Annotated in this window: 14 protein-coding genes; 5 read left to right on the top strand and 9 right to left on the bottom strand. The window is 69.5% G+C overall.

Features of this window, described 5'->3' with window-relative positions; all coding sequences use genetic code 11:
• Positions 1-187: 187 nt before the first annotated feature.
• The 6 genes from prpD to QC818_RS18100 form a co-directional block, all read right to left on the bottom strand.
• Complete coding sequence (gene prpD, locus QC818_RS18125) at positions 188-1,672, bottom strand: 2-methylcitrate dehydratase (protein ID WP_309654275.1); 1,485 nt, start codon at positions 1,670-1,672, stop codon at positions 188-190.
• A 128-nt stretch (positions 1,673-1,800) separates the two neighbouring features.
• A complete protein-coding gene (gene prpF, locus QC818_RS18120; protein ID WP_309654274.1) occupies positions 1,801-2,979 on the bottom strand; it encodes a 2-methylaconitate cis-trans isomerase PrpF in 1,179 nt (392 codons plus the stop codon).
• Positions 2,976-5,591, bottom strand: a complete 2,616-nt coding sequence (acnD, locus tag QC818_RS18115) for a Fe/S-dependent 2-methylisocitrate dehydratase AcnD (RefSeq protein ID WP_309654273.1) — start codon at positions 5,589-5,591, stop codon at positions 2,976-2,978. Before acnD ends, prpF begins: the two co-directional genes overlap by 4 nt.
• 188 nt (positions 5,592-5,779) lie before the next feature.
• Entirely contained in the window at positions 5,780-6,907 is a 1,128-nt protein-coding gene (gene prpC / locus QC818_RS18110; RefSeq protein ID WP_309654272.1) for a bifunctional 2-methylcitrate synthase/citrate synthase, read from the bottom strand.
• A gap of 37 nt (positions 6,908-6,944) precedes the next feature.
• Positions 6,945-7,835: a methylisocitrate lyase gene (gene prpB / locus QC818_RS18105; RefSeq protein ID WP_309654271.1), complete on the bottom strand. Its 891-nt coding sequence runs from the start codon at positions 7,833-7,835 to the stop codon at positions 6,945-6,947.
• 31 nt (positions 7,836-7,866) lie between these two features.
• A complete protein-coding gene (locus tag QC818_RS18100) occupies positions 7,867-8,580 on the bottom strand; it encodes a GntR family transcriptional regulator (protein WP_309654270.1) in 714 nt (237 codons plus the stop codon).
• A gap of 238 nt (positions 8,581-8,818) precedes the next feature.
• Here QC818_RS18100 and pabB point away from each other — a divergent pair, with 238 nt between their 5' ends.
• Entirely contained in the window at positions 8,819-10,186 is a 1,368-nt protein-coding gene (pabB, locus tag QC818_RS18095; protein ID WP_309654269.1) for an aminodeoxychorismate synthase component I, read from the top strand.
• A 115-nt stretch (positions 10,187-10,301) separates the two neighbouring features.
• The gene (locus QC818_RS18090; protein WP_309654268.1) at positions 10,302-10,922 is read left to right on the top strand and encodes a phosphoadenosine phosphosulfate reductase domain-containing protein; all 621 of its coding nucleotides are present in this window, start codon (positions 10,302-10,304) and stop codon (positions 10,920-10,922) included.
• Positions 10,923-10,980: 58 nt separating this feature from the next.
• Here QC818_RS18090 and cysB read toward each other — a convergent pair whose 3' ends face one another.
• Entirely contained in the window at positions 10,981-11,952 is a 972-nt protein-coding gene (cysB, locus tag QC818_RS18085; protein ID WP_309654267.1) for an HTH-type transcriptional regulator CysB, read from the bottom strand.
• A gap of 237 nt (positions 11,953-12,189) precedes the next feature.
• Here cysB and trxA point away from each other — a divergent pair, with 237 nt between their 5' ends.
• Positions 12,190-12,513, top strand: coding sequence for a thioredoxin (trxA, locus tag QC818_RS18080; RefSeq protein ID WP_126487061.1), 324 nt, complete (start codon positions 12,190-12,192; stop codon positions 12,511-12,513).
• 31 nt (positions 12,514-12,544) lie between these two features.
• On the opposite strand, the gene QC818_RS18075 is transcribed toward trxA, so the two are convergent.
• Positions 12,545-13,681, bottom strand: a complete 1,137-nt coding sequence (locus QC818_RS18075) for an AI-2E family transporter (protein WP_309654266.1) — start codon at positions 13,679-13,681, stop codon at positions 12,545-12,547.
• Between the two features lie 179 nt (positions 13,682-13,860).
• On the opposite strand from QC818_RS18075, the gene QC818_RS18070 reads away from it, so the two are divergent.
• Complete coding sequence (locus tag QC818_RS18070; RefSeq protein ID WP_309654265.1) at positions 13,861-14,637, top strand: SIMPL domain-containing protein; 777 nt, start codon at positions 13,861-13,863, stop codon at positions 14,635-14,637.
• Positions 14,638-14,814: 177 nt separating this feature from the next.
• Here the strand turns inward: QC818_RS18070 and serS are convergent, their stop codons facing one another.
• Positions 14,815-16,092, bottom strand: a complete 1,278-nt coding sequence (gene serS, locus QC818_RS18065; protein ID WP_309654264.1) for a serine--tRNA ligase — start codon at positions 16,090-16,092, stop codon at positions 14,815-14,817.
• A 168-nt stretch (positions 16,093-16,260) separates the two neighbouring features.
• On the opposite strand from serS, the gene QC818_RS18060 reads away from it, so the two are divergent.
• Positions 16,261-17,467: FAD-binding oxidoreductase (locus QC818_RS18060; RefSeq protein ID WP_309654263.1), on the top strand; the 1,207-nt coding region annotated here is incomplete at its 3' end.

The following is a 17,467-nucleotide window of genomic DNA, read 5'->3' as shown; positions in this document are numbered from 1 at the left end:
GCGAAACCTTCGAAAAACCTCAAGCAAAACAAGCGCTTCTGCCACTCATCACCGCCTGCAACGTTGCCCGTCGCCGGCAGCGGATGCGTACTTTACGGATTCTTCGGGGCGCACGCAAGGCCTCGCACCAGAAAAATATAGCCCAGCCGCAACGGCATCGCCACACCGGTCGCGAGGGCTGCCCTGCTCAGATCACGAAGAGGTCGACGAAATGGTCCACCGGCGTCTGCGCCAGGCCCTGCGGATCGCGGCACAGCGCCTGGATTCGCTCGCAGCGGGCCGGCGGAAAACGCGTCGCCAGGTGACGCCGGAACTTGGCCTCGAGCAGCGGTATGCCCTCGTCGCGGCGCCGACGGTGCCCGAGGGGATATTCGACCTCGACCTTCTCGGTCGAGGTCCCGTCGGCGAAGAACACCTGGATGGCGTTGGCGATGGAGCGCTTGCCGGGATCGAGGTAGTCCCGGGAATACCGTGGATCCTCGATCACCTCCATCTTCGCGCGCAGCGCGTCGATCCGCGGATGGGCGGCGTGGAAGTCGTCCTCGTAATGCTCGGCGGCGAGCTCGCCGAAGGCCAGCGGCACGGCGACCATGTACTGCAGGCAGTGATCCCGGTCGGCGGGGTTGGCCAGTTCGCCCTCCTTGGAGATGATGCGAATGGCCGACTCCTGGGTGCTCAGCACGATGCGCTCGACCTCGCCCAGGCGATCCTTGACCTCGGGATGCAGGCGCACCGCGGCCTCGCAGGCGGTCTGGGCGTGGAACTCGGCGGGAAAGGCGATCTTGAACAGCACGTTCTCCATCACGTAGCTGCCGAACGGGCGCGAAAGGCGCAGGCGACGCTCGCCCTCCGGCTTGAGGGCCAGGTCCCGGCTGGTGTGGCTGAACGCGACGTCGTGAAAGCCCCACTGGGGCGCCGACAGGGCGCCGGGGATGCCCATCTCGCCGCGCAGGGCGATATCGGCCAGGCGCACGCCGCGGGATGTCGCGTCTCCCGCCGCCCAGCTCTTGCGCGAGCCGGCGTTGGGCGCGTGACGGTAAGTCCGCAGGCTCTGACCGTCCACCCAGGCATGGGACAGCGCGGACAGCAGCTGTTCGCGATCGGCGCCCATCAGCTTCGCCGCCACGGCGGTGGTGGCGACCTTCACCAGCACCACATGGTCGAGCCCGACCCGGTTGAAGGCGTTCTCGAGCGCCAGCACGCCCTGGATCTCGTGGGCCATGACCATGGCCTCGAGCACCTCGCGCATCGCCAGCGGCGACTCGCCCCGGGCCCGGCGCACCTGGCCGAGGTGATCGGCCACGGCCAGGATGCCGCCGAGATTGTCGGAGGGATGGCCCCACTCCGCGGCCAGCCAGGTGTCGTTGTAGTCCAGCCAGCGGACCATGGCGCCGATGTCCCAGGCCGCCTTGACCGGATCCAGTCGGAAGGCGGTGCCCGGCACCCGGGCTCCGTGGGGCACGATGGTCCCTTCCACCAGGGGCCCCAGATGCTTGGTGCACTCGGGGAAGCGCAGCGCCAGCAGCCCGCACCCCAGGGTATCCATCAGGCAATGACGCGCGGTGGCGAGCGCCTCCTCGCCGTCGACGCGATAGCTCAGGACATAGTCGGCGATCGCCTGCAGGGCGTCGTCGTAGTCGGGGCGGACGTTGGCTTCCACGGTAGCGCTCATGCTGTCCTCCTGCCGCGATGTCGGATGACCACCCTTACTATAGAAAGGCGCCCCGGGGAAAACCGGGGCGCCACAGGAGGGAGCATCCCACGGCGGACGGGATCATTGTTCGACGTCCGCGGGAGCGTTCAGAAGCTGTCGCCGGGCACGTGGACCCAGCCGTCCATCAGCACCCGGGCGCTGCGGCCCATGGTCGCCTTGACCGCCGTCCAGCCGCCCGGCTGCTGGCGGGTCTCGGCACCCACCCGCAGGCTGCCGGAGGGGTGGCCGAAGCATACCGAGGTGCGTTCGCCGCCGCCGGCCGCCTGGTTGACCAGGCTGCCGGGCACCGCGGCCGCGGTGGCGATGGCCACGGCGGCCGTGCCCATCATGGCGTGATGCAGCTTGCCCATGGACAGCGCGCGCACCAGCAGGTCGATGTCCGCGGCGGCCACCGGCTTGCCGCTGGAGGCGACGTAGTCCCGGGGTGGCGCCACGAAGGCCACCTTGGGGGTGTGCTGGCGGTCGGCCGCCTCCTCGAGGCGCTCGATCAACCCCATGCGCAGGGCGCCATGGGCGCGGATCGCCTCGAAGCGGGCCAGCGCCTCGGGATCGCCGTTGATGGCCTCCTGCAGCTCGGCCCCGGTATAGCCGATGGCCTCGGCCTCGACGAAGACGGTGGGAATGCCGGCGTTGATCAGCGTCGCCCGCAGGGTCCCGACCCCGGGCACCTCCAGGTCGTCGACCACCTTGCCGGTGGGGAACATCGCCCCCTCGCCGTCGGCGGGATCCATGAAGTCCACCGCCACCTCGGCGGCGGGAAAGGTCACGCCGTCGAGCTCGAAGTCGCCGGTCTCCTGGACCTCGCCGTCGACGATCGGCACGTGACCGACGATGGTCTTGCCGATGTTGGCCTGCCAGATGCGTACCTCGGCGGTGCCGTTGCGAGGCACGCGTTCGGGGTCGACCAGGCCGTGGCGGATCGCGAACGGCCCGACCGCCGCCGAGAGGTTGCCGCAGTTGCCGCTCCAGTCGACGAAGGGCTTGTCGATGGAGACCTGGCCGAACAGGTAGTCGACGTCGTGATCAGGGCGCTCGCTCCTCGACAGGATCACCGTCTTGCTGGTGCTGGAGGTGGCGCCGCCCATGCCGTCGATCTGCTTGCCGTAGGGGTCGGGGCTGCCGATCACCCGCAGCAGCAGGGCATCCCGGGCCGGGCCCGGCTCGCGGGCCGCCTCGGGCAGGTCGTCGAGGCGGAAGAACACGCCCTTGCTGGTGCCGCCACGCATGTAGGTGGCGGGAACGCGAATCTGTGGCATCCGGCTCATGCGCTGGCCCCCTCCTCGGATTGCAGGAAGTCCTCGGCGAAGCGCTGCAGCACCCCGCCCGCCTTGTAGATCGAGACCTCCTCGGCGGTATCCAGGCGGCAGGTCACCGGCACCCGCTCGCTGTCGCCGTTCCGGCGGTGGATCACCAGGGTCAAGGTCGCGCCCGGCGCGGGCTCGCCCTCCACGTCATAGGTCTCGGTGCCGTCGAGGCCCAGGGTGTGGCGGGTGGTGCCTGCCTCGAACTGCAGCGGCATCACGCCCATGCCGATCAGGTTGGTGCGATGGATGCGCTCGAAGCCCTCGGCGACGATCGCCTCCACCCCGGCCAGCGCCACGCCCTTGGCCGCCCAGTCCCGGGACGAGCCCTGGCCGTAGTCGGCCCCGGCGATGATGATCAAGGGCTGGCGGCGCTCCATGTAGGTCTCGATGGCCTCCCACATGCGGGTGACCGCGCCTTCCGGCTCGATGCGCGCCAGCGAGCCCTGGATCACCTCGCCGGCCTCGTCGCGGACCATCTCGTTGAACAGCTTGGGGTTGGCCAGGGTCGCCCGCTGGGCGGTCAGGTGATCGCCGCGGTGGGTGGCGTAGGAGTTGAAGTCCTCCTCCGGCAGGCCCATCTTGGCCAGGTATTCGCCGGCGGCGCTGTCGGCCATGATGGCGTTGGACGGCGACAGGTGGTCGGTGGTGATGTTGTCCGGCAGGATAGCCAGGGGCCGCATCCCCTTGAGCGCTCGCTCGCCGGCCATGGTGCCCTCCCAGTAGGGCGGCCGGCGGATGTAGGTGCTCTGCGCTCGCCAGTCGTAGAGCGGGCTCTCGGCGGCCTCCACGGCATCCAGGTCGAACATCGGGATGTAGACCCGCTGGAACTGCTCGGGCTTGACGTACTCGCCGACGATGGCGTCGATCTCCTCGTCGGAGGGCCACAGGTCCTGGAGGGTGATCGGATTGCCGTCCGGGTCGGTGCCCAGGGCGTCCTGCTCGATGTCGAAGCGCACGGTGCCGGCGATGGCGTAGGCGACCACCAGCGGCGGCGAGGCCAGGAAGGCCTGCTTGGCGTAGGGGTGGATGCGCCCGTCGAAGTTGCGGTTGCCGGAGAGCACCGCCGTGGAATAGAGGTCGCGGTCGATGATTTCCTGCTGGATCGCCGGATCCAGGGCGCCGGACATGCCGTTGCAGGTGGTGCAGGCGTAGGCGACGATGCCGAAGCCGAGCGCCTCCAGCTCGGGCAGCAGGCCGGCTTCCTCCAGGTAGAGGCGCGCCACCTTGGAGCCCGGCGCGAAGGACGACTTCACCCAAGGCTTGCGCGTGAGCCCCAGCGCGTTGGCCTTCTTGGCCAGCAGGCCGGCGGCCACCACGTTGCGCGGGTTGGAGGTGTTGGTGCAGCTGGTGATGGCGGCGATGATCACCGCGCCATCGGGCATCCTGCCCTCGCGCTCCTCCTCACGGGCCTTGTCGTAATCGACGGCGATGCCGCGGTCGTGCAGCGCACTGGTGGGCAGGCGACGATGCGGGTTGGACGGCCCGGCCAGGTTGCGCTCCACGGTGGAGAGGTCGAACTCCAGCACCCGCTCGTACCGGGCGCCGGCCAGGTCGTCCGCCCACAGGCCGTTGGCCTTGGCGTACCGCTCGACCAGCGCCACCTGCTCCGGCTCGCGGCCGGTCAGCTTGAGGTAGTCGAGGGTCTGGTCGTCGATGTAGAACATCGCCGCCGTGGCGCCGTACTCCGGGGTCATGTTGGAGATGGTGGCGCGGTCGCCGATGGTCAGGCTCGCCGCCCCCTCGCCGAAGAACTCCAGATAGGCGCCGACCACCCGCTCCTGGCGCAGGAACTCGGTGATCGCCAGCACGATGTCGGTAGCGGTGATGCCGGGCTGGCGCTCGCCGGTGAGCTTGACGCCGACGATGTCGGGCAGGCGCATCATCGACGGGCGACCCAGCATCACGGTCTCGGCCTCGAGGCCGCCCACGCCGATGGCGATCACCCCCAGGCAGTCGATGTGCGGGGTGTGGCTGTCGGTGCCCACGCAGGTGTCGGGGAAGGCCACGCCCTCGCGGGCCTGCACCACCGGCGACATCTTCTCCAGGTTGATCTGGTGCATGATGCCGTTGCCGGCGGGGATGACGTCGACGTTCTCGAAGGCGGTGCGCGTCCAGTCGATGAAGTGGAAGCGATCCTCGTTGCGGCGATCCTCCACCGCCCGGTTCTGCTCGAAGGCGTCCTTCTCGTAGCCGGCGTGCTCCACGGCCAGGGAGTGGTCGACGATCAGCTGGGTGGGCACCACCGGGTTGACCTTGGCCGGGTCGCCGCCGCGCTCGGCGATGGCGTCGCGCAGGCCGGCCAGGTCGACGAGCGCCGTCTGGCCGAGGATGTCGTGGCAGACCACCCGGGCCGGGTACCAGGGGAAGTCCAGGTCGCGCTTGCCGTCGATGATCTGCTCGAGGGCGGCGTCGCGCAGGCCCGGTTCGCAGCGGCGCACCAGCTGCTCGGCCAGCACCCGGGCGGTGTAGGTCAGGGTATCGAAGGCGCCGGGGCGAATCGCCTCGACCGCCTCGCGGGTATCGAAGTAGTCCAGCCCGGTGCCGGGCAGGGGCTTGCGGTAATCGGTATTCATGGCTTGGCCACCCTCGGATCGGGTCGTGGACATGGAAAGCGGCAACAGCGGAGGTGAGCCCGCCGACGGCTCCCACGGGGCCTGCCGGCGGCAGGCTCCGGGGATCCTGAACCCGGCGGGGCGCCGCGGCGCCCCGCGTCGTCTTGCCGCCGGCACCCGTCATGACGGGTGAGCATCGGGCAGGCGGGTCAGGGGCGTTCCTCGATCGGCACCCACTCGCTGTGCTCCGGGCCGGTGTAGTCGGCGCTCGGGCGGATGATGCGGTTGTTCTCGCGCTGCTCGAAGACATGGGCGCACCAGCCGGTGACCCGCGAACAGACGAAGATCGGGGTGAACAGCTTGGTGGGGATGCCCATGAAGTGATAGGCGCTGGCGTGGAAGAAGTCGGCGTTGCAGAACAGCTTCTTCTCGCGCCACATCACCGCCTCGACGCGCTCGGACACCGGGTAGAGCACGCTGTCGCCGACGTCCTCGGCGAGCTGCTTGGACCACTTCTTGATGATGGCGTTGCGCGGATCGGACTCGCGATAGATGGCGTGGCCGAAGCCCATGATCTTGTCCTTGCGCTCGAGCATGCCGAGGATCTCGCGCTCGGCCTCGTCCGCGGACTGCCAGTTCTCGATCATCGCCATGGCCGCCTCGTTGGCGCCGCCGTGCAGCGGCCCGCGCAGCGAGCCGATGGCGCCGGTCACGCAGGAGTGCATGTCGGAGAGGGTCGAGGCGCAGACGCGGGCGGTGAAGGTCGAGGCGTTGAACTCGTGCTCGGCGTAGAGGATCAACGAGACGTTCATCACCCGGGCATGCAGCTCGGAGGCCGGCGCGCCGCGCAGCAGGTGCAGGAAGTGCCCGCCCACGGAGTCGTCGTCGGTCTCGGTATCGATGCGCACGCCGTCGTGGCTGAAGCGGTACCAGTAGCAGATGATGGACGGCAGCGCCGCCAGCAGGCGGTCGGAGACGTCCTGCTGCTGGTCGAAGCTCTCCTCGGTCTCCAGGTTGCCGAGCATCGAGGCGCCGGTACGCATCACGTCCATGGGGTGGGCGTCGGCGGGGATCTGCTCGAGCACGGTCTTGAGCGCCTGGGGCAGGCCGCGCAGGCCCTTGAGCTTGGTCACGTAGGCGTCCAGCTCGGCCTGGTTGGGCAGCTTGCCCTTGAGCAGCAGGTGGGCCACCTCCTCGAAGCGCGCCTTGTCGGCCAGCTCCTGGATGTCGTAGCCGCGATAGGTCAGGCCGGCACCGCTCTTGCCGACGGTGCACAGGGCGGTGGAGCCGGCGCTCTGGCCCCGCAGGCCGGCGCCGCCGATCGGTTTATCTGCCATGGTCGTGTCTCCTGTGAGTGCTTGTTATGGGGAACGCTTAGCTGTCGCCATCCTGCTCGGCGAACAGGGCGTCGAGCTTGCGCTCGAAGTCGTGGTAGTTCAGGAAGTCGTAGAGCTCCTCGCGGGTCTGCATCAGCTCCACCACGTCGCGCTGATGGCCCTGATCGTGGATGCTCTGGTAGACCTTGAGCGCCGCGGCGTTCATGGCGCGGAAGGCGGACAGCGGGTAGAGCACCATCCGGCAGCCCGCCTCGGCGAGTTCGTCCTGGCCGAACAGCGGCGTGGCGCCGAACTCGGTGATGTTGGCGAGGATCGGGGCATCGAGCCGCTCGCAGAAGGCCCGGTAGTCGTCCAGGGTATGCACCGCCTCGGCGAAGATGGCGTCGGCGCCGGCCTCCAGGCAGGCGTTAGCGCGCTCGATGGCGGCCTCCAGGCCCTCCTTCTGGAAGGCGTCGGTGCGGGCGATCAGGTAGAAGTCCGGGTCGAGCCGGGCGTCGGCGGCGGCCTTGATGCGGTCGACCATCTCCTGCTGGGAGACGATCGCCTTGTTGGGCCGGTGGCCGCAGCGCTTCTGGGCCACCTGATCCTCCAGGTGCACGGCGGCCACGCCGGCCCGCTGCATCTCCTTGACGGTGCGAGCGATGTTGAAGGCGCCGCCCCAGCCGGTGTCGATGTCCACCAGCAGCGGCAGGTCGGTGGCGCCGCAGATGCGGTGGGCGTCCTCGACCACGTCGTTCATGGTGGTCATGCCCAGGTCCGGCAGGCCGAAGGAGGCATTGGCCACGCCGCCGCCGGACAGGTAGATCGCCCGGTGGCCGACCCGCTCGGCCATCATGGCGGTGTAGGCATTGATGGTGCCGACGATGGGCAGCGGCCGGTTGGCCTCGAGGGCGGCACGGAAGCGGGCGCCGGGGGTGGATCGGGTCATGGGATCTCTCCGTTGGGTCGACGGGGCGTCCTCAGCGGGACGCTTCCGGTTCCTGGTTGAGGGAGGCGGCATAGCGTTCGACGACGTTCTCCCGGGAAGCGCTGACATGGCGGCGCATCAGCAGCTCGGCGAGCTCGGCGTCGCCGGCCTCGATGGCGTCGACGATGCGGTGGTGCTCGACGAAGGCGCGCTGGGGGCGCGAGCCGCTGGCGCTGAACTGGGTGCGGTACAGCCGCACCAGGTAGTAGAGGTCGTCGCACAGCATGCCCATCAGCATCCGGTTGTGGCTGCCCTGGACGATGCGGTAGTGGAAGTCCAGGTCGCCCTCGCGCTGGTAGTAGGCCTCGCCGCGGCTGAGATCGGTCTGGCGCTCGTGCACCGCCAGCACCTCGCGCAGCCCGGCGATCTCCTCGGCGGTCATGCGCTCGGCGGCGATCCGCGCCGCCATGCTCTCCAACGCCTCGCGGACGTCGAACAGCTCGAGCAGCTCCTCGATGGACAGCTTGACCACCCGAGCCCCCACATGGGGGACGCGCTCGATCAGCCGGTGCGCCTCGAGGCGGCGCATGGCCTCGCGCAGCGGGCCGCGGGAGATACCGTAGGTCCGCGACAGGCCGGGTTCGGTGATCTTGCTGCCGGGGGCCAGCTCGCCGCGCACGATGGCATCCTGAAGCTGCTGGAAGACTCGCTCCGCCAGGGTGCGAACCTCGGGGGCATGGGCCGATGGATTCAGGGCGTTGGTCATGATGATTGTCGACAATTAAGTGGTAAGGGCACTGTAGTCAGTGCCGACATCCGGGTCAATATGCCATCGCCCCGCGGACGATCCCCCTTTGGTTGTAAACAACCAAGCGATCGATAGGCCCGCGGGGCGGGCCCCTCCCGGCTGCGTTGACACCCCGTTCCTCCCGGCGGCGCCCTCGACGGGGACAAAGCCGGACGTGGCGCCTAGAATGTGCGGCCTGTTGAGGAAAGCGCCATTGATGACATCACCACTCGAGATCACCCCCCTGCCCTACCGGGAGTCGCCGCTGGCGGCCTTCTCGGCCCTGCGACGGCGTCCGGACGCGGTGCTGCTGGACAGCGGCCGCCCCGTGGCCCCCGGAGGACGCTACGACATCCTCTCCAGCGACCCCCTGAGCATGCTGGAGATCGACACGCTCGGCCGCCTGCACGGCGATCCGGCGCTGGAGGGCCTGACGCCCTTCGCCGCCCAGCAGGCCCTGCTCGACCGGCTACCCGCGTCGGTGCCCGACAGCGACCTGCCCTTCCTGGGCGGGCTGATCGGCTACTGGAGCTATGACCTGGGCCACTGCCTGGAGCCGGTGGCCGGCCATGCCCGCCCCGCGGCGCGACTGCCGGCCAGCCGCGTCGGCCTCTACGACTGGGCGCTGATCCAGGATCACGAGCGCCGCGAGGCCTGGCTGGTCGCCACCCCGGAGCGTCGCGCCCAGGTGCTCGGCTGGCTGGCGGCCCCCGCCGACGACGCCGACGATTTCCGGCTGCGCGGCGACTTCGTCGCCGAGCTGAGCCGCGATGCCTACCTGGCGCGCTTCGAGGCGGTGCAGCGCTACATCCGCGCCGGCGACTGCTACCAGATCAACCTCGCCCAGCGCTTCAGCGCGCCCTTTCAGGGCGACCTCTGGGCGGCCTACCGCCGCCTGCGACGGGCCACCCCCACGCCCTTCTCCGGGTTCCTGGCCTGGGACGACCGGGCCATCCTCTCGCTGTCGCCGGAGCGCTTCCTGCAGTGTGCCGGGGGGCGGGTGGAAACCCGGCCGATCAAGGGCACCCGGCCGCGTGGCGCCACGCCGGACGAGGACCGGCGGCTGGCCGAGGCGCTCACCGCGAGCGTCAAGGACCGCGCCGAGAACGTGATGATCGTCGACCTGCTGCGCAACGATCTGGGACGGGTGTGCCGCCCCGGCACGGTGCGCGTGCCGCAGCTGTGCGGCCTGGAGAGCTACGCCAACGTCCATCACCTGGTCAGCGTGGTCACCGGCGAACTAGACGCCCGCCACACGCCGCTGGACCTGCTGGCCGCGGCCTTCCCCGGGGGCTCCATCACCGGCGCGCCCAAGGTGCGGGCCATGCAGATCATCGACGAGCTGGAGCCCTCGATGCGCAGCGCCTACTGCGGCAGCCTCGGCTACGTGGACGTGCGCGGCCACATGGACACCTCCATCGCCATCCGCACGGCGGTGGCGGACCGGGGCCGGCTGCACCTGTGGGGCGGCGGCGGCCTGGTCGCCGACTCCCGGGGCGCGGCGGAATACACCGAGACCCTGGACAAGATCCGCCACCTGATGGCGGCCCTGCGGGGGAGCGGCGAACAGGACATCGAGGAATAAGGAAAAGGCGCTTTTAAGCCTTACTGAAATATCAATCCAATGAAACGGTATTGGGGCGGCCGATCGCGGCTCTGCTAGGGTAGCCGGTCTGAAAACCCCCTTGCTGGAGCCTTCCATGGAAGCGCAACTCGACGCCGTCAACCGCGAGCTGGGCCAGGATCCCGAGGCCCTGATCCGCTGGGCCCTGGAGCAGGGCAGCCGACCGATCTGCACCACCAACTTCCGCCCCTTCGAGGCGGTGATACTGCACATGGTGACCCGCCAGCGGCCGGACATCCCGGTGGTCTGGATGGACCACGGCTACAATACCGAGGCCACCTACCGCTATGCGGATGACCTGGCCAGGCGCCTCGACCTCAACCTGATCACCTACCTGCCGCGCCGCACCCGGGCGCATCGCGAGGCGGTCGACGGCCCCATGCCGGGCATCGAGGATCCGCGCCACGCGGCCTTCACCGAGGAGGTGAAGCTCGAGCCCTTCGCCCGGGCGCTGCGCGAGATGGCGCCGGACGTCTGGTTCACCGCCCTGCGCGCCGAGGACACCCCGGAACGGGCCCGCATGGACGCCGTCTCGCGCAATGCCGACGGCCTGCTCAAGGTGGCGCCCCTGCTGCACTGGACGGCACGCGACCTCTATCGCTACCTGCAGGAGCACGACCTGCCCAACGAGTTCGACTACTTCGATCCCACCAAGGTGGAGGAGAAGCGGGAGTGCGGGCTGCACCTCCAGCATTGAGGACGACCGGGGCGAGCGCCCCGGCCGGCCCTGCGGGCGGCGACCGGCGGCGCGGCGCTCAGCGAACCGGCAGCTCGAGGTCGCGGAACAGCCCCTCCTCGTGGCGGGGGCCGGCGGTGAGGGCGGCGTCCACCAGGTCGCGATCCAGGTGGTCGGCGAAGCCCTGCAGGAAGTCGTACATGAAGCCGCGCATGAAGGTGCCGCGACGGATGCCGATCTTGGTGGTGGAGCTCTCGAAGAGGTGGCCGGCATCCAGCGCCACCAGGTCGGTGTCCTGCTCCGGATCCACCGCCATGTGGGCGACGATGCCGACCCCCATGCCGAGGCGCACGTAGGTCTTGATGACGTCGGCGTCGGCGGCGGTCAGCACCACGTTGGGGCTGAGCCCGCGGGCGCGGAAGGCGTCGTCGAGCTGGGAGCGGCCGGTGAAGCCGAACACATAGGTGACCAGCGGATACTCGGCCAGCGCCTCCAGGGTCAGCGTCTTCAGGCCGGCCAGCGGGTGGTCCCGGGGCACCAGCACGCAGCGGTTCCAGCGGTAGCAGGGCAGCAGCACCAGGTCGTTGAACAGCTCCAGGGACTCGGTGGCGATGGCGAAGTCCGCCTGGCCGTCGCTGACCATCTGCGCGATCTGGCGCGGGGTGCCCTGCTGCATGTGCAGCGCCACGTCGGGATACTTGCGGGTGAACTCGCGGATCACCGGCGGCAGCGCATAGCGCGCCTGGGTGTGGGTGGTGGCGATGGACAGGCTGCCGCGCCGCTCGTCGCTGTGCTCCTGGGCGACGTGCTTGATGTTCTCGGTGAGCCTGAGCACCTGGCCGGCCAGCTCGATGATCGCCTGCCCCGCCGGGGTGACCCGGGTCAGGTGCTTGCCGCTGCGGGCGAAGATCTCCACCCCCAGCTCGTCCTCGAGCAGGCGGATCTGCTTGGAGATGCCCGGCTGGGAGGTATAGAGGCTCTGCGCGGTCGCCGAGACATTGAGGTTGTGACGCGAGACTTCCCAGATGTACCGCAGCTGCTGGAGCTTCATGGGCGCCCCCTCCTCCTGGCGAACCTGGCGTCAAAAGTCCATAGTGAAATAAGAATATCGTTCATCATTACTTTATAGCATAGCCGGACAGGCGACACACACCCCCTCCGGGGCGCGTCCCGGACCCCGGCATGATTTGCCACCACCCTGACCGACCGCTAACATCGTCCGATCAAGCATGCTTCCCATGCTCGACCATCCGCTCGATGCAGCGCAACGTAGTAACTGGAGAATCCCATGGCCAATAACGTCGATGTCACCAATGCCAACTTCGAGCAGGAAGTTCTCAACGCCGATACCCCGGTGCTGCTGAAGTTCTGGGCCCCGTGGTGCGGCCCCTGCAAGGTCATGGCACCGGTGGTCGACGAGGTCGCCGAAGAGCGCGAAGGCAACCTCAAGATCGTCAGCATCAACGTGGACGACGCCCCGGAGATCGCCGCCGAGCAGGGCGTGCGCGGGGTCCCCACCGTGATGCTGTTCAAGTCCGGCGCCAAGGTCGCCTCCCTGGTCGGCGCCCAGTCCAAGTCCCAGCTGACCCAGTTCATCGACCAGAACGCCTGATCGATCGACGCCGACGCCGCGACGCCCCGGTTCACTCAGGACCGGGGCGTCGTCGTTCGGGGGCGTCGTCGGTCTCGCCCCCGGGCTGGCGCTGGGAGGGCGGCCGGTCGGCGGTTTCCAGGGGCGCGGTGCCGGGCCCCAGCAGGTGGGCGATCCAGCGGGTCTGGGGATGGCTGTCCAGGGCGATCTTCAGCGTCATGGTCAGCACCACCGACAGCAGCATGCCGACCACGCCGAAGATCCAGCCCCACACCACCAGCGACAGGAAGGCCACGAAGGTGGACAGCCCCAGGGCCCGGCCCATGACCCGCGGCTCGACCAGGTTGCCGAGCACGAAGTTCACCCCCAGGTAGGCACCGGAGAGCGCTACCGCCTTGACCAGGCCGCCGTCCGGGGACACCAGCAGCAACAGTACCGGGGGCACCGCGGCGATCGCCGAGCCGATGTTGGGGATGTAGTTCAGGGCGAAGGCCAGCACCGCCCAGAGCAGCGGAAACTCCACCCCGACGAGCTTGCAGGCTCCCCAGATCAGGGCCCCGGTGGCCAGGCTGATCAGCGTCTTCACGGCCAGGTAGCGCTTCAGGGTCAGGCTGAACTCACTGAAGCGCCGCAGGCTGGGCGCCGGATTGGCCAGCGCCCGGGAGATCTTGTCCCGGAAGTTGAGCGTCTCGAACAGCAGGAACATCACCAGCAGGGCCACCACCACGCTCTGCATCATCAGGTTGCCGACCTGACCGATGAGCGCCGGAATCCAGCCGCCGAACTGCTCGGCGTCGAGCAGCTCGGCCAGGCGATCGGTATCGATGGCCAGCCCCAGGGCGGCCAGCCGATCGAGCAGGTCCAGGTAGTACTGGTAGAGCTTCTGCTCGATCCCCGGCAGGGCATCGACGAAGGTGCCGAAGCTGTTGACCAGCAGCAGGCCGAGCAGCGACAGCAGCCCGCCGATCACGATCAGCGTCAGCCAAACCGACAGCCGCAGGCTCACCCCCAGCCGGTGCAGCCAGTGCACGGGGGCGGTGCAGACCACGGCGATGAACAGCGACAGCAGCAGAGGCACCAGCAGGCTCGAGCCGGCGCGCATGCCGGCGATGATCACCACCAGGGCGGCCATCGCCAGGGTCAGATTGAGGGGGATGCTGCTCTGACTGTCGTCCTCGGGTCGCGCCATGCCGCCCACTCCGCGATATTGGGGTCGTCATCATGCAGCCTGACGGCTCCGCGTACAACGCGCCACCCCTTACCGGGGCGGCGAGACGGTGCAAGCTTCGTGAAAGCGCCCGGGACCGGGAACCCGATCCGGGGGCGGCGGCTCCAAGCCGACGTCGACTCCGCGAAAAGGACAACGCCATGACACCACGCCCGCTCACCGCCCTGCTGCTTCCCCTGCTGATCGCCACCCCCCTCGTCGCCTCGGCGGCGCCGTCGGCGACGCCCCGTCACCTGGATGTCCAGGCCCGCGCCGAGCTCGAGGTGGTGCCCGACCAGGCCACGCTCAGCGCCCGACTCTGGGAGCGCACCCCCGCCATCGCCCGGGAGGGCGACGGTCGCCACGACTCCCGGGCCCTGGCCGAGGCGCGACAGCGCCTGGAGGAGCGCGCCGCCGCCCTGATCCGCACCCTGGAGGCGGCCGGCGTCGAGCGCGAGGCCATCCGGGCGGGATCACTGCGCGTCCAGCCCGAGACGCTCCACCGGCCCCGCGACGGGGACGATGAGGCCACGCCCATGACGCGGACCCGGCTGGAGCGTCCCTTCCGGGTCACCCTCGACGCCCTCGATCGCCTGCCGACTACCCTGGACGCCCTGACCGAGGCCGGCGTCGACGCCCTGGACGGCGTCACCTACGACCTGGCCGACCGCGACGCGGCCACCGACGAGGCCCTGACCCGGGCCCTGCAGCGCGCCCGTCACAAGGCCGAACTGATGGCCGAAGGCCTGGACGTCGAGCTGGGCGGGGTGATCTCGGTGACCGAGCAGCAGGCCCCGGTCTTCCAGCCGCGGATGATGGCGATGAGCGCCGACGCCCGGGAAAGCGGCGGCGCCGCCGAGTACCGCCCCGGCACCATCGGCATCGACGCCGCGGTCAATGTCAGCTGGGAGATCGAAGACGCGAAGAGTGAAGAGTGAAGAGTGAAGAACAGCTTTTCACCGGCTCATAACGACGCGCCCCCCACCTGAGCGGGGGTTGCGTCGTGTCTTCCCTCTTCCAGGCGCGAAGCGCCGTACTTCCGTCTTATAGCGGCGTAGCCGCGCGTCCTCTGGCGCGAAGCGCCGCTCTTACAGCTTACCGCTACCGTTAACGCCTCAAGCGTTAACGGTGTCGAGCCCGCCCAGATAGGGGCGCAGCACCTCGGGCACCGTGATCGAGCCGTCGGCGTTCTGGTGATTCTCCATCACGGCGATCAGGCAGCGGCCCACGGCCAGCCCGGAGCCGTTGAGGGTGTGCAGCAGCCGCGGCTTCTTCTCGTCGGGGTGGCGGAAGCGCGCCTGCATGCGCCGGGCCTGGAAGTCCTCGCAGTTGGAGACCGAGGAGATCTCCCGGTAGGTGTCCTGGCTCGGCAGCCAGACTTCCAGGTCGTAGGTCTTGGCGGCGCCGAAGCCCATGTCGCCGGTGCACAGGGTCACCACCCGGTAGGGGAGTTCGAGCGCCTGGAGGATCGCCTCGGCGTGGCCGCGCATCTCCTCCAAGGCATCGTAGCTGGTGTCCGGATCGACGAGCTGCACCATCTCGACCTTGTCGAACTGGTGCTGGCGAATCATGCCCCGGGTGTCGCGCCCGTGGGAGCCGGCCTCGCTGCGGAAGCAGGGGGTGTGGGCGGTGAGGCGCAGCGGCAGCTGCCCGTGCTCGAGGATCTCGTCGCGGGCGAAGTTGGTTAGCGGCACCTCGGCGGTGGGGATCAGGCGATAGCCGCGCTCATCCTCCAGGCGGAAGAGATCCTCGCCGAACTTGGGCAACTGGCCGGTGCCGTACAGGGAATCATCGTTGACCATGTAGGGCACGTAGCACTCCTCGTAGCCATGCTCGAGGGTCTGCTTGTCGAGCATGAACTGGGTCAGCGCGCGGTGCAGCCGGGCGACGCCGCCGCGCATCACCGCGAAGCGGGCACCGGTCAGCTTGGCGGCCAGGTCGAAGTCGAGCTGGCCGGTCAGCGCGCCCAGGTCGACGTGGTCGCGCACCGCAAAATCGAAGCTGCGCGGCGCGCCCCAGCGATGCAGCTCGACGTTGTCGTCCTCGCTCTGGCCCTGGGGCACGTCGGCATGGGGCAGGTTGGGCAGGCCATCGACCTGCTCGTCCCACTCCGCCTGCACCTCGGCGAGGCGGGCCTTGGCGGCGTCGAGGCGCTCGCCCAGGTCGCTGACCTCGTCGAGCAGCGGCTGGATGTCCTCGCCGGCGGCCTTGGCCTTGCCGATGGCCTTGGACCGGGTATTGCGCTCGTTCTGCAGGCGCTCGGTCTCGGCCTGCAGCTCCCGACGCCGGGACTCCAGGGCGGCGAGCCGCTCGGTGTCGAGGTCGAAGCCTCGGGTGGCCAATCGTTGGGCGACCGTCTCGAGGTCGCTGCGCAGCAGTTTGGGATCGAGCATGGAATCCTGTCCGTCGCGGTCGGTGATAACGGGAAATCAAGGCAAGCATTGTAGGCAAAACCCCCTCCCGGCGCCACGCGCCCGGATGCGCCAGGCGGCGTCTCGGGGTACAGTAGGGGCCTTCTTTTCCCTCTGCCCTGCGGCAGCGAACGCGACGAACCCGACGCCATGATCGCCAGACTGGACACCGCACACGCCAGCCCCCCCGGCCGCGACGATGCCCGCTACCTGAACTTCCTCGAGGCCCTGCGTGACGCCGGCTTCGAGGGCGACATCGCCCCCGACTACGCCAACCGCACGGTGCTGGCCACCGACAACTCCCTCTACCAGCGCCTGCCCCAGGCGGTGCTCTACCCCCGCGGCACCGACGACCTGGAACGCATCGCCCGCCTCGCCGCGCGCGACGACTTCCGCCGCGTGGTGCTGGCGCCCCGCGGCGGCGGCACCGGCACCAACGGCCAGTCGCTCACCGACGGCCTGGTGGTCGACGTCTCCAAGCACATGAACGCCATCCTCGACATCGACGTCGCCGCCCGCCGGGTCCGCGTCCAGGCCGGGGTGGTCAAGGACCAGTTGAACGCCGCCTTGAAGCCCCACGGGCTGTTCTTCGCCCCGGAACTCTCCACCTCCAACCGGGCGACGATCGGCGGCATGATCGCCACCGACGCCAGCGGCCAGGGCAGCTGCGAGTACGGCAAGACCCGCGATCACGTCCTCGAGCTCGACAGCGTGCTGCTCGGCGGCGAGCGCCTCACCACCCGGCCGGTGGACGAGGCCGAGCTCGACGCCCTGTGCGCCCGCGACGACGCCGTGGGCCGGGTGCACCGCACGGCCCGCGCGATCATCGACGCCGAGCGCGAGCGCATCCGCGACACCTTCCCGCCGCTCAACCGCTGCCTGACCGGCTACGACCTGGCGCACCTGCGCACCGAGGACGGCCGCTTCGACCTCAACAGCGTGCTGTGCGGCGCCGAGGGCTCGCTGGCCTTCACCGGCGAGGCGGTGCTGGGCGTGCTGCCGATCCCGAAGCATTCGACCCTGGTCAACGTGCGCTACGCGGGCTTCATGGATGCCCTGCGCGACGCCAAGGCGCTGATGGCCAGTGACGCCGCCCCGACCTCCATCGAGACGGTGGACGACAAGGTGCTGGGCCTGGCGCAGCAGGACTTCGTGTGGGACAGCGTCGGCGAGTTCTTCCCGGACGGCGACACCCCGACCCACGGCATCAACCTGGTGGAATTCAACGACGACGATCCCGAGCGCCTGGCCGAACGGGTCGCCGCCTTCTGCCGCCACCTCGAGGACGACCGCAGCGTCGACCGCCTCGGCTACACCCTCGCCGAGGGGCGCGAGCAGATCCAGCGCGTCTACGGCA

The sequence above is a fragment of the Halomonas koreensis genome (assembly GCF_031451675.1).
Classification (GTDB): domain Bacteria; phylum Pseudomonadota; class Gammaproteobacteria; order Pseudomonadales; family Halomonadaceae; genus Halomonas; species Halomonas koreensis.
Note: the sequence above shows the minus strand (reverse complement) of the source record. Positions and strands in the feature narration are given on the sequence as shown.

Coding starts and splice junctions, on each gene's coding strand:
- QC818_RS18090 (WP_309654268.1), top strand. CDS start 10,302: ATGGAAGCGCAACTCGACGCCGTCAACCGCGAGCTGGGCCAGGATCCC.
- QC818_RS18100 (WP_309654270.1), bottom strand. CDS start 8,580: ATGACCAACGCCCTGAATCCATCGGCCCATGCCCCCGAGGTTCGCACC.
- acnD (WP_309654273.1), bottom strand. CDS start 5,591: ATGAATACCGATTACCGCAAGCCCCTGCCCGGCACCGGGCTGGACTAC.
- QC818_RS18070 (WP_309654265.1), top strand. CDS start 13,861: ATGACACCACGCCCGCTCACCGCCCTGCTGCTTCCCCTGCTGATCGCC.
- trxA (WP_126487061.1), top strand. CDS start 12,190: ATGGCCAATAACGTCGATGTCACCAATGCCAACTTCGAGCAGGAAGTT.
- prpF (WP_309654274.1), bottom strand. CDS start 2,979: ATGAGCCGGATGCCACAGATTCGCGTTCCCGCCACCTACATGCGTGGC.
- pabB (WP_309654269.1), top strand. CDS start 8,819: ATGACATCACCACTCGAGATCACCCCCCTGCCCTACCGGGAGTCGCCG.
- serS (WP_309654264.1), bottom strand. CDS start 16,092: ATGCTCGATCCCAAACTGCTGCGCAGCGACCTCGAGACGGTCGCCCAA.
- QC818_RS18075 (WP_309654266.1), bottom strand. CDS start 13,681: ATGGCGCGACCCGAGGACGACAGTCAGAGCAGCATCCCCCTCAATCTG.
- prpB (WP_309654271.1), bottom strand. CDS start 7,835: ATGACCCGATCCACCCCCGGCGCCCGCTTCCGTGCCGCCCTCGAGGCC.
- cysB (WP_309654267.1), bottom strand. CDS start 11,952: ATGAAGCTCCAGCAGCTGCGGTACATCTGGGAAGTCTCGCGTCACAAC.
- prpD (WP_309654275.1), bottom strand. CDS start 1,672: ATGAGCGCTACCGTGGAAGCCAACGTCCGCCCCGACTACGACGACGCC.
- prpC (WP_309654272.1), bottom strand. CDS start 6,907: ATGGCAGATAAACCGATCGGCGGCGCCGGCCTGCGGGGCCAGAGCGCC.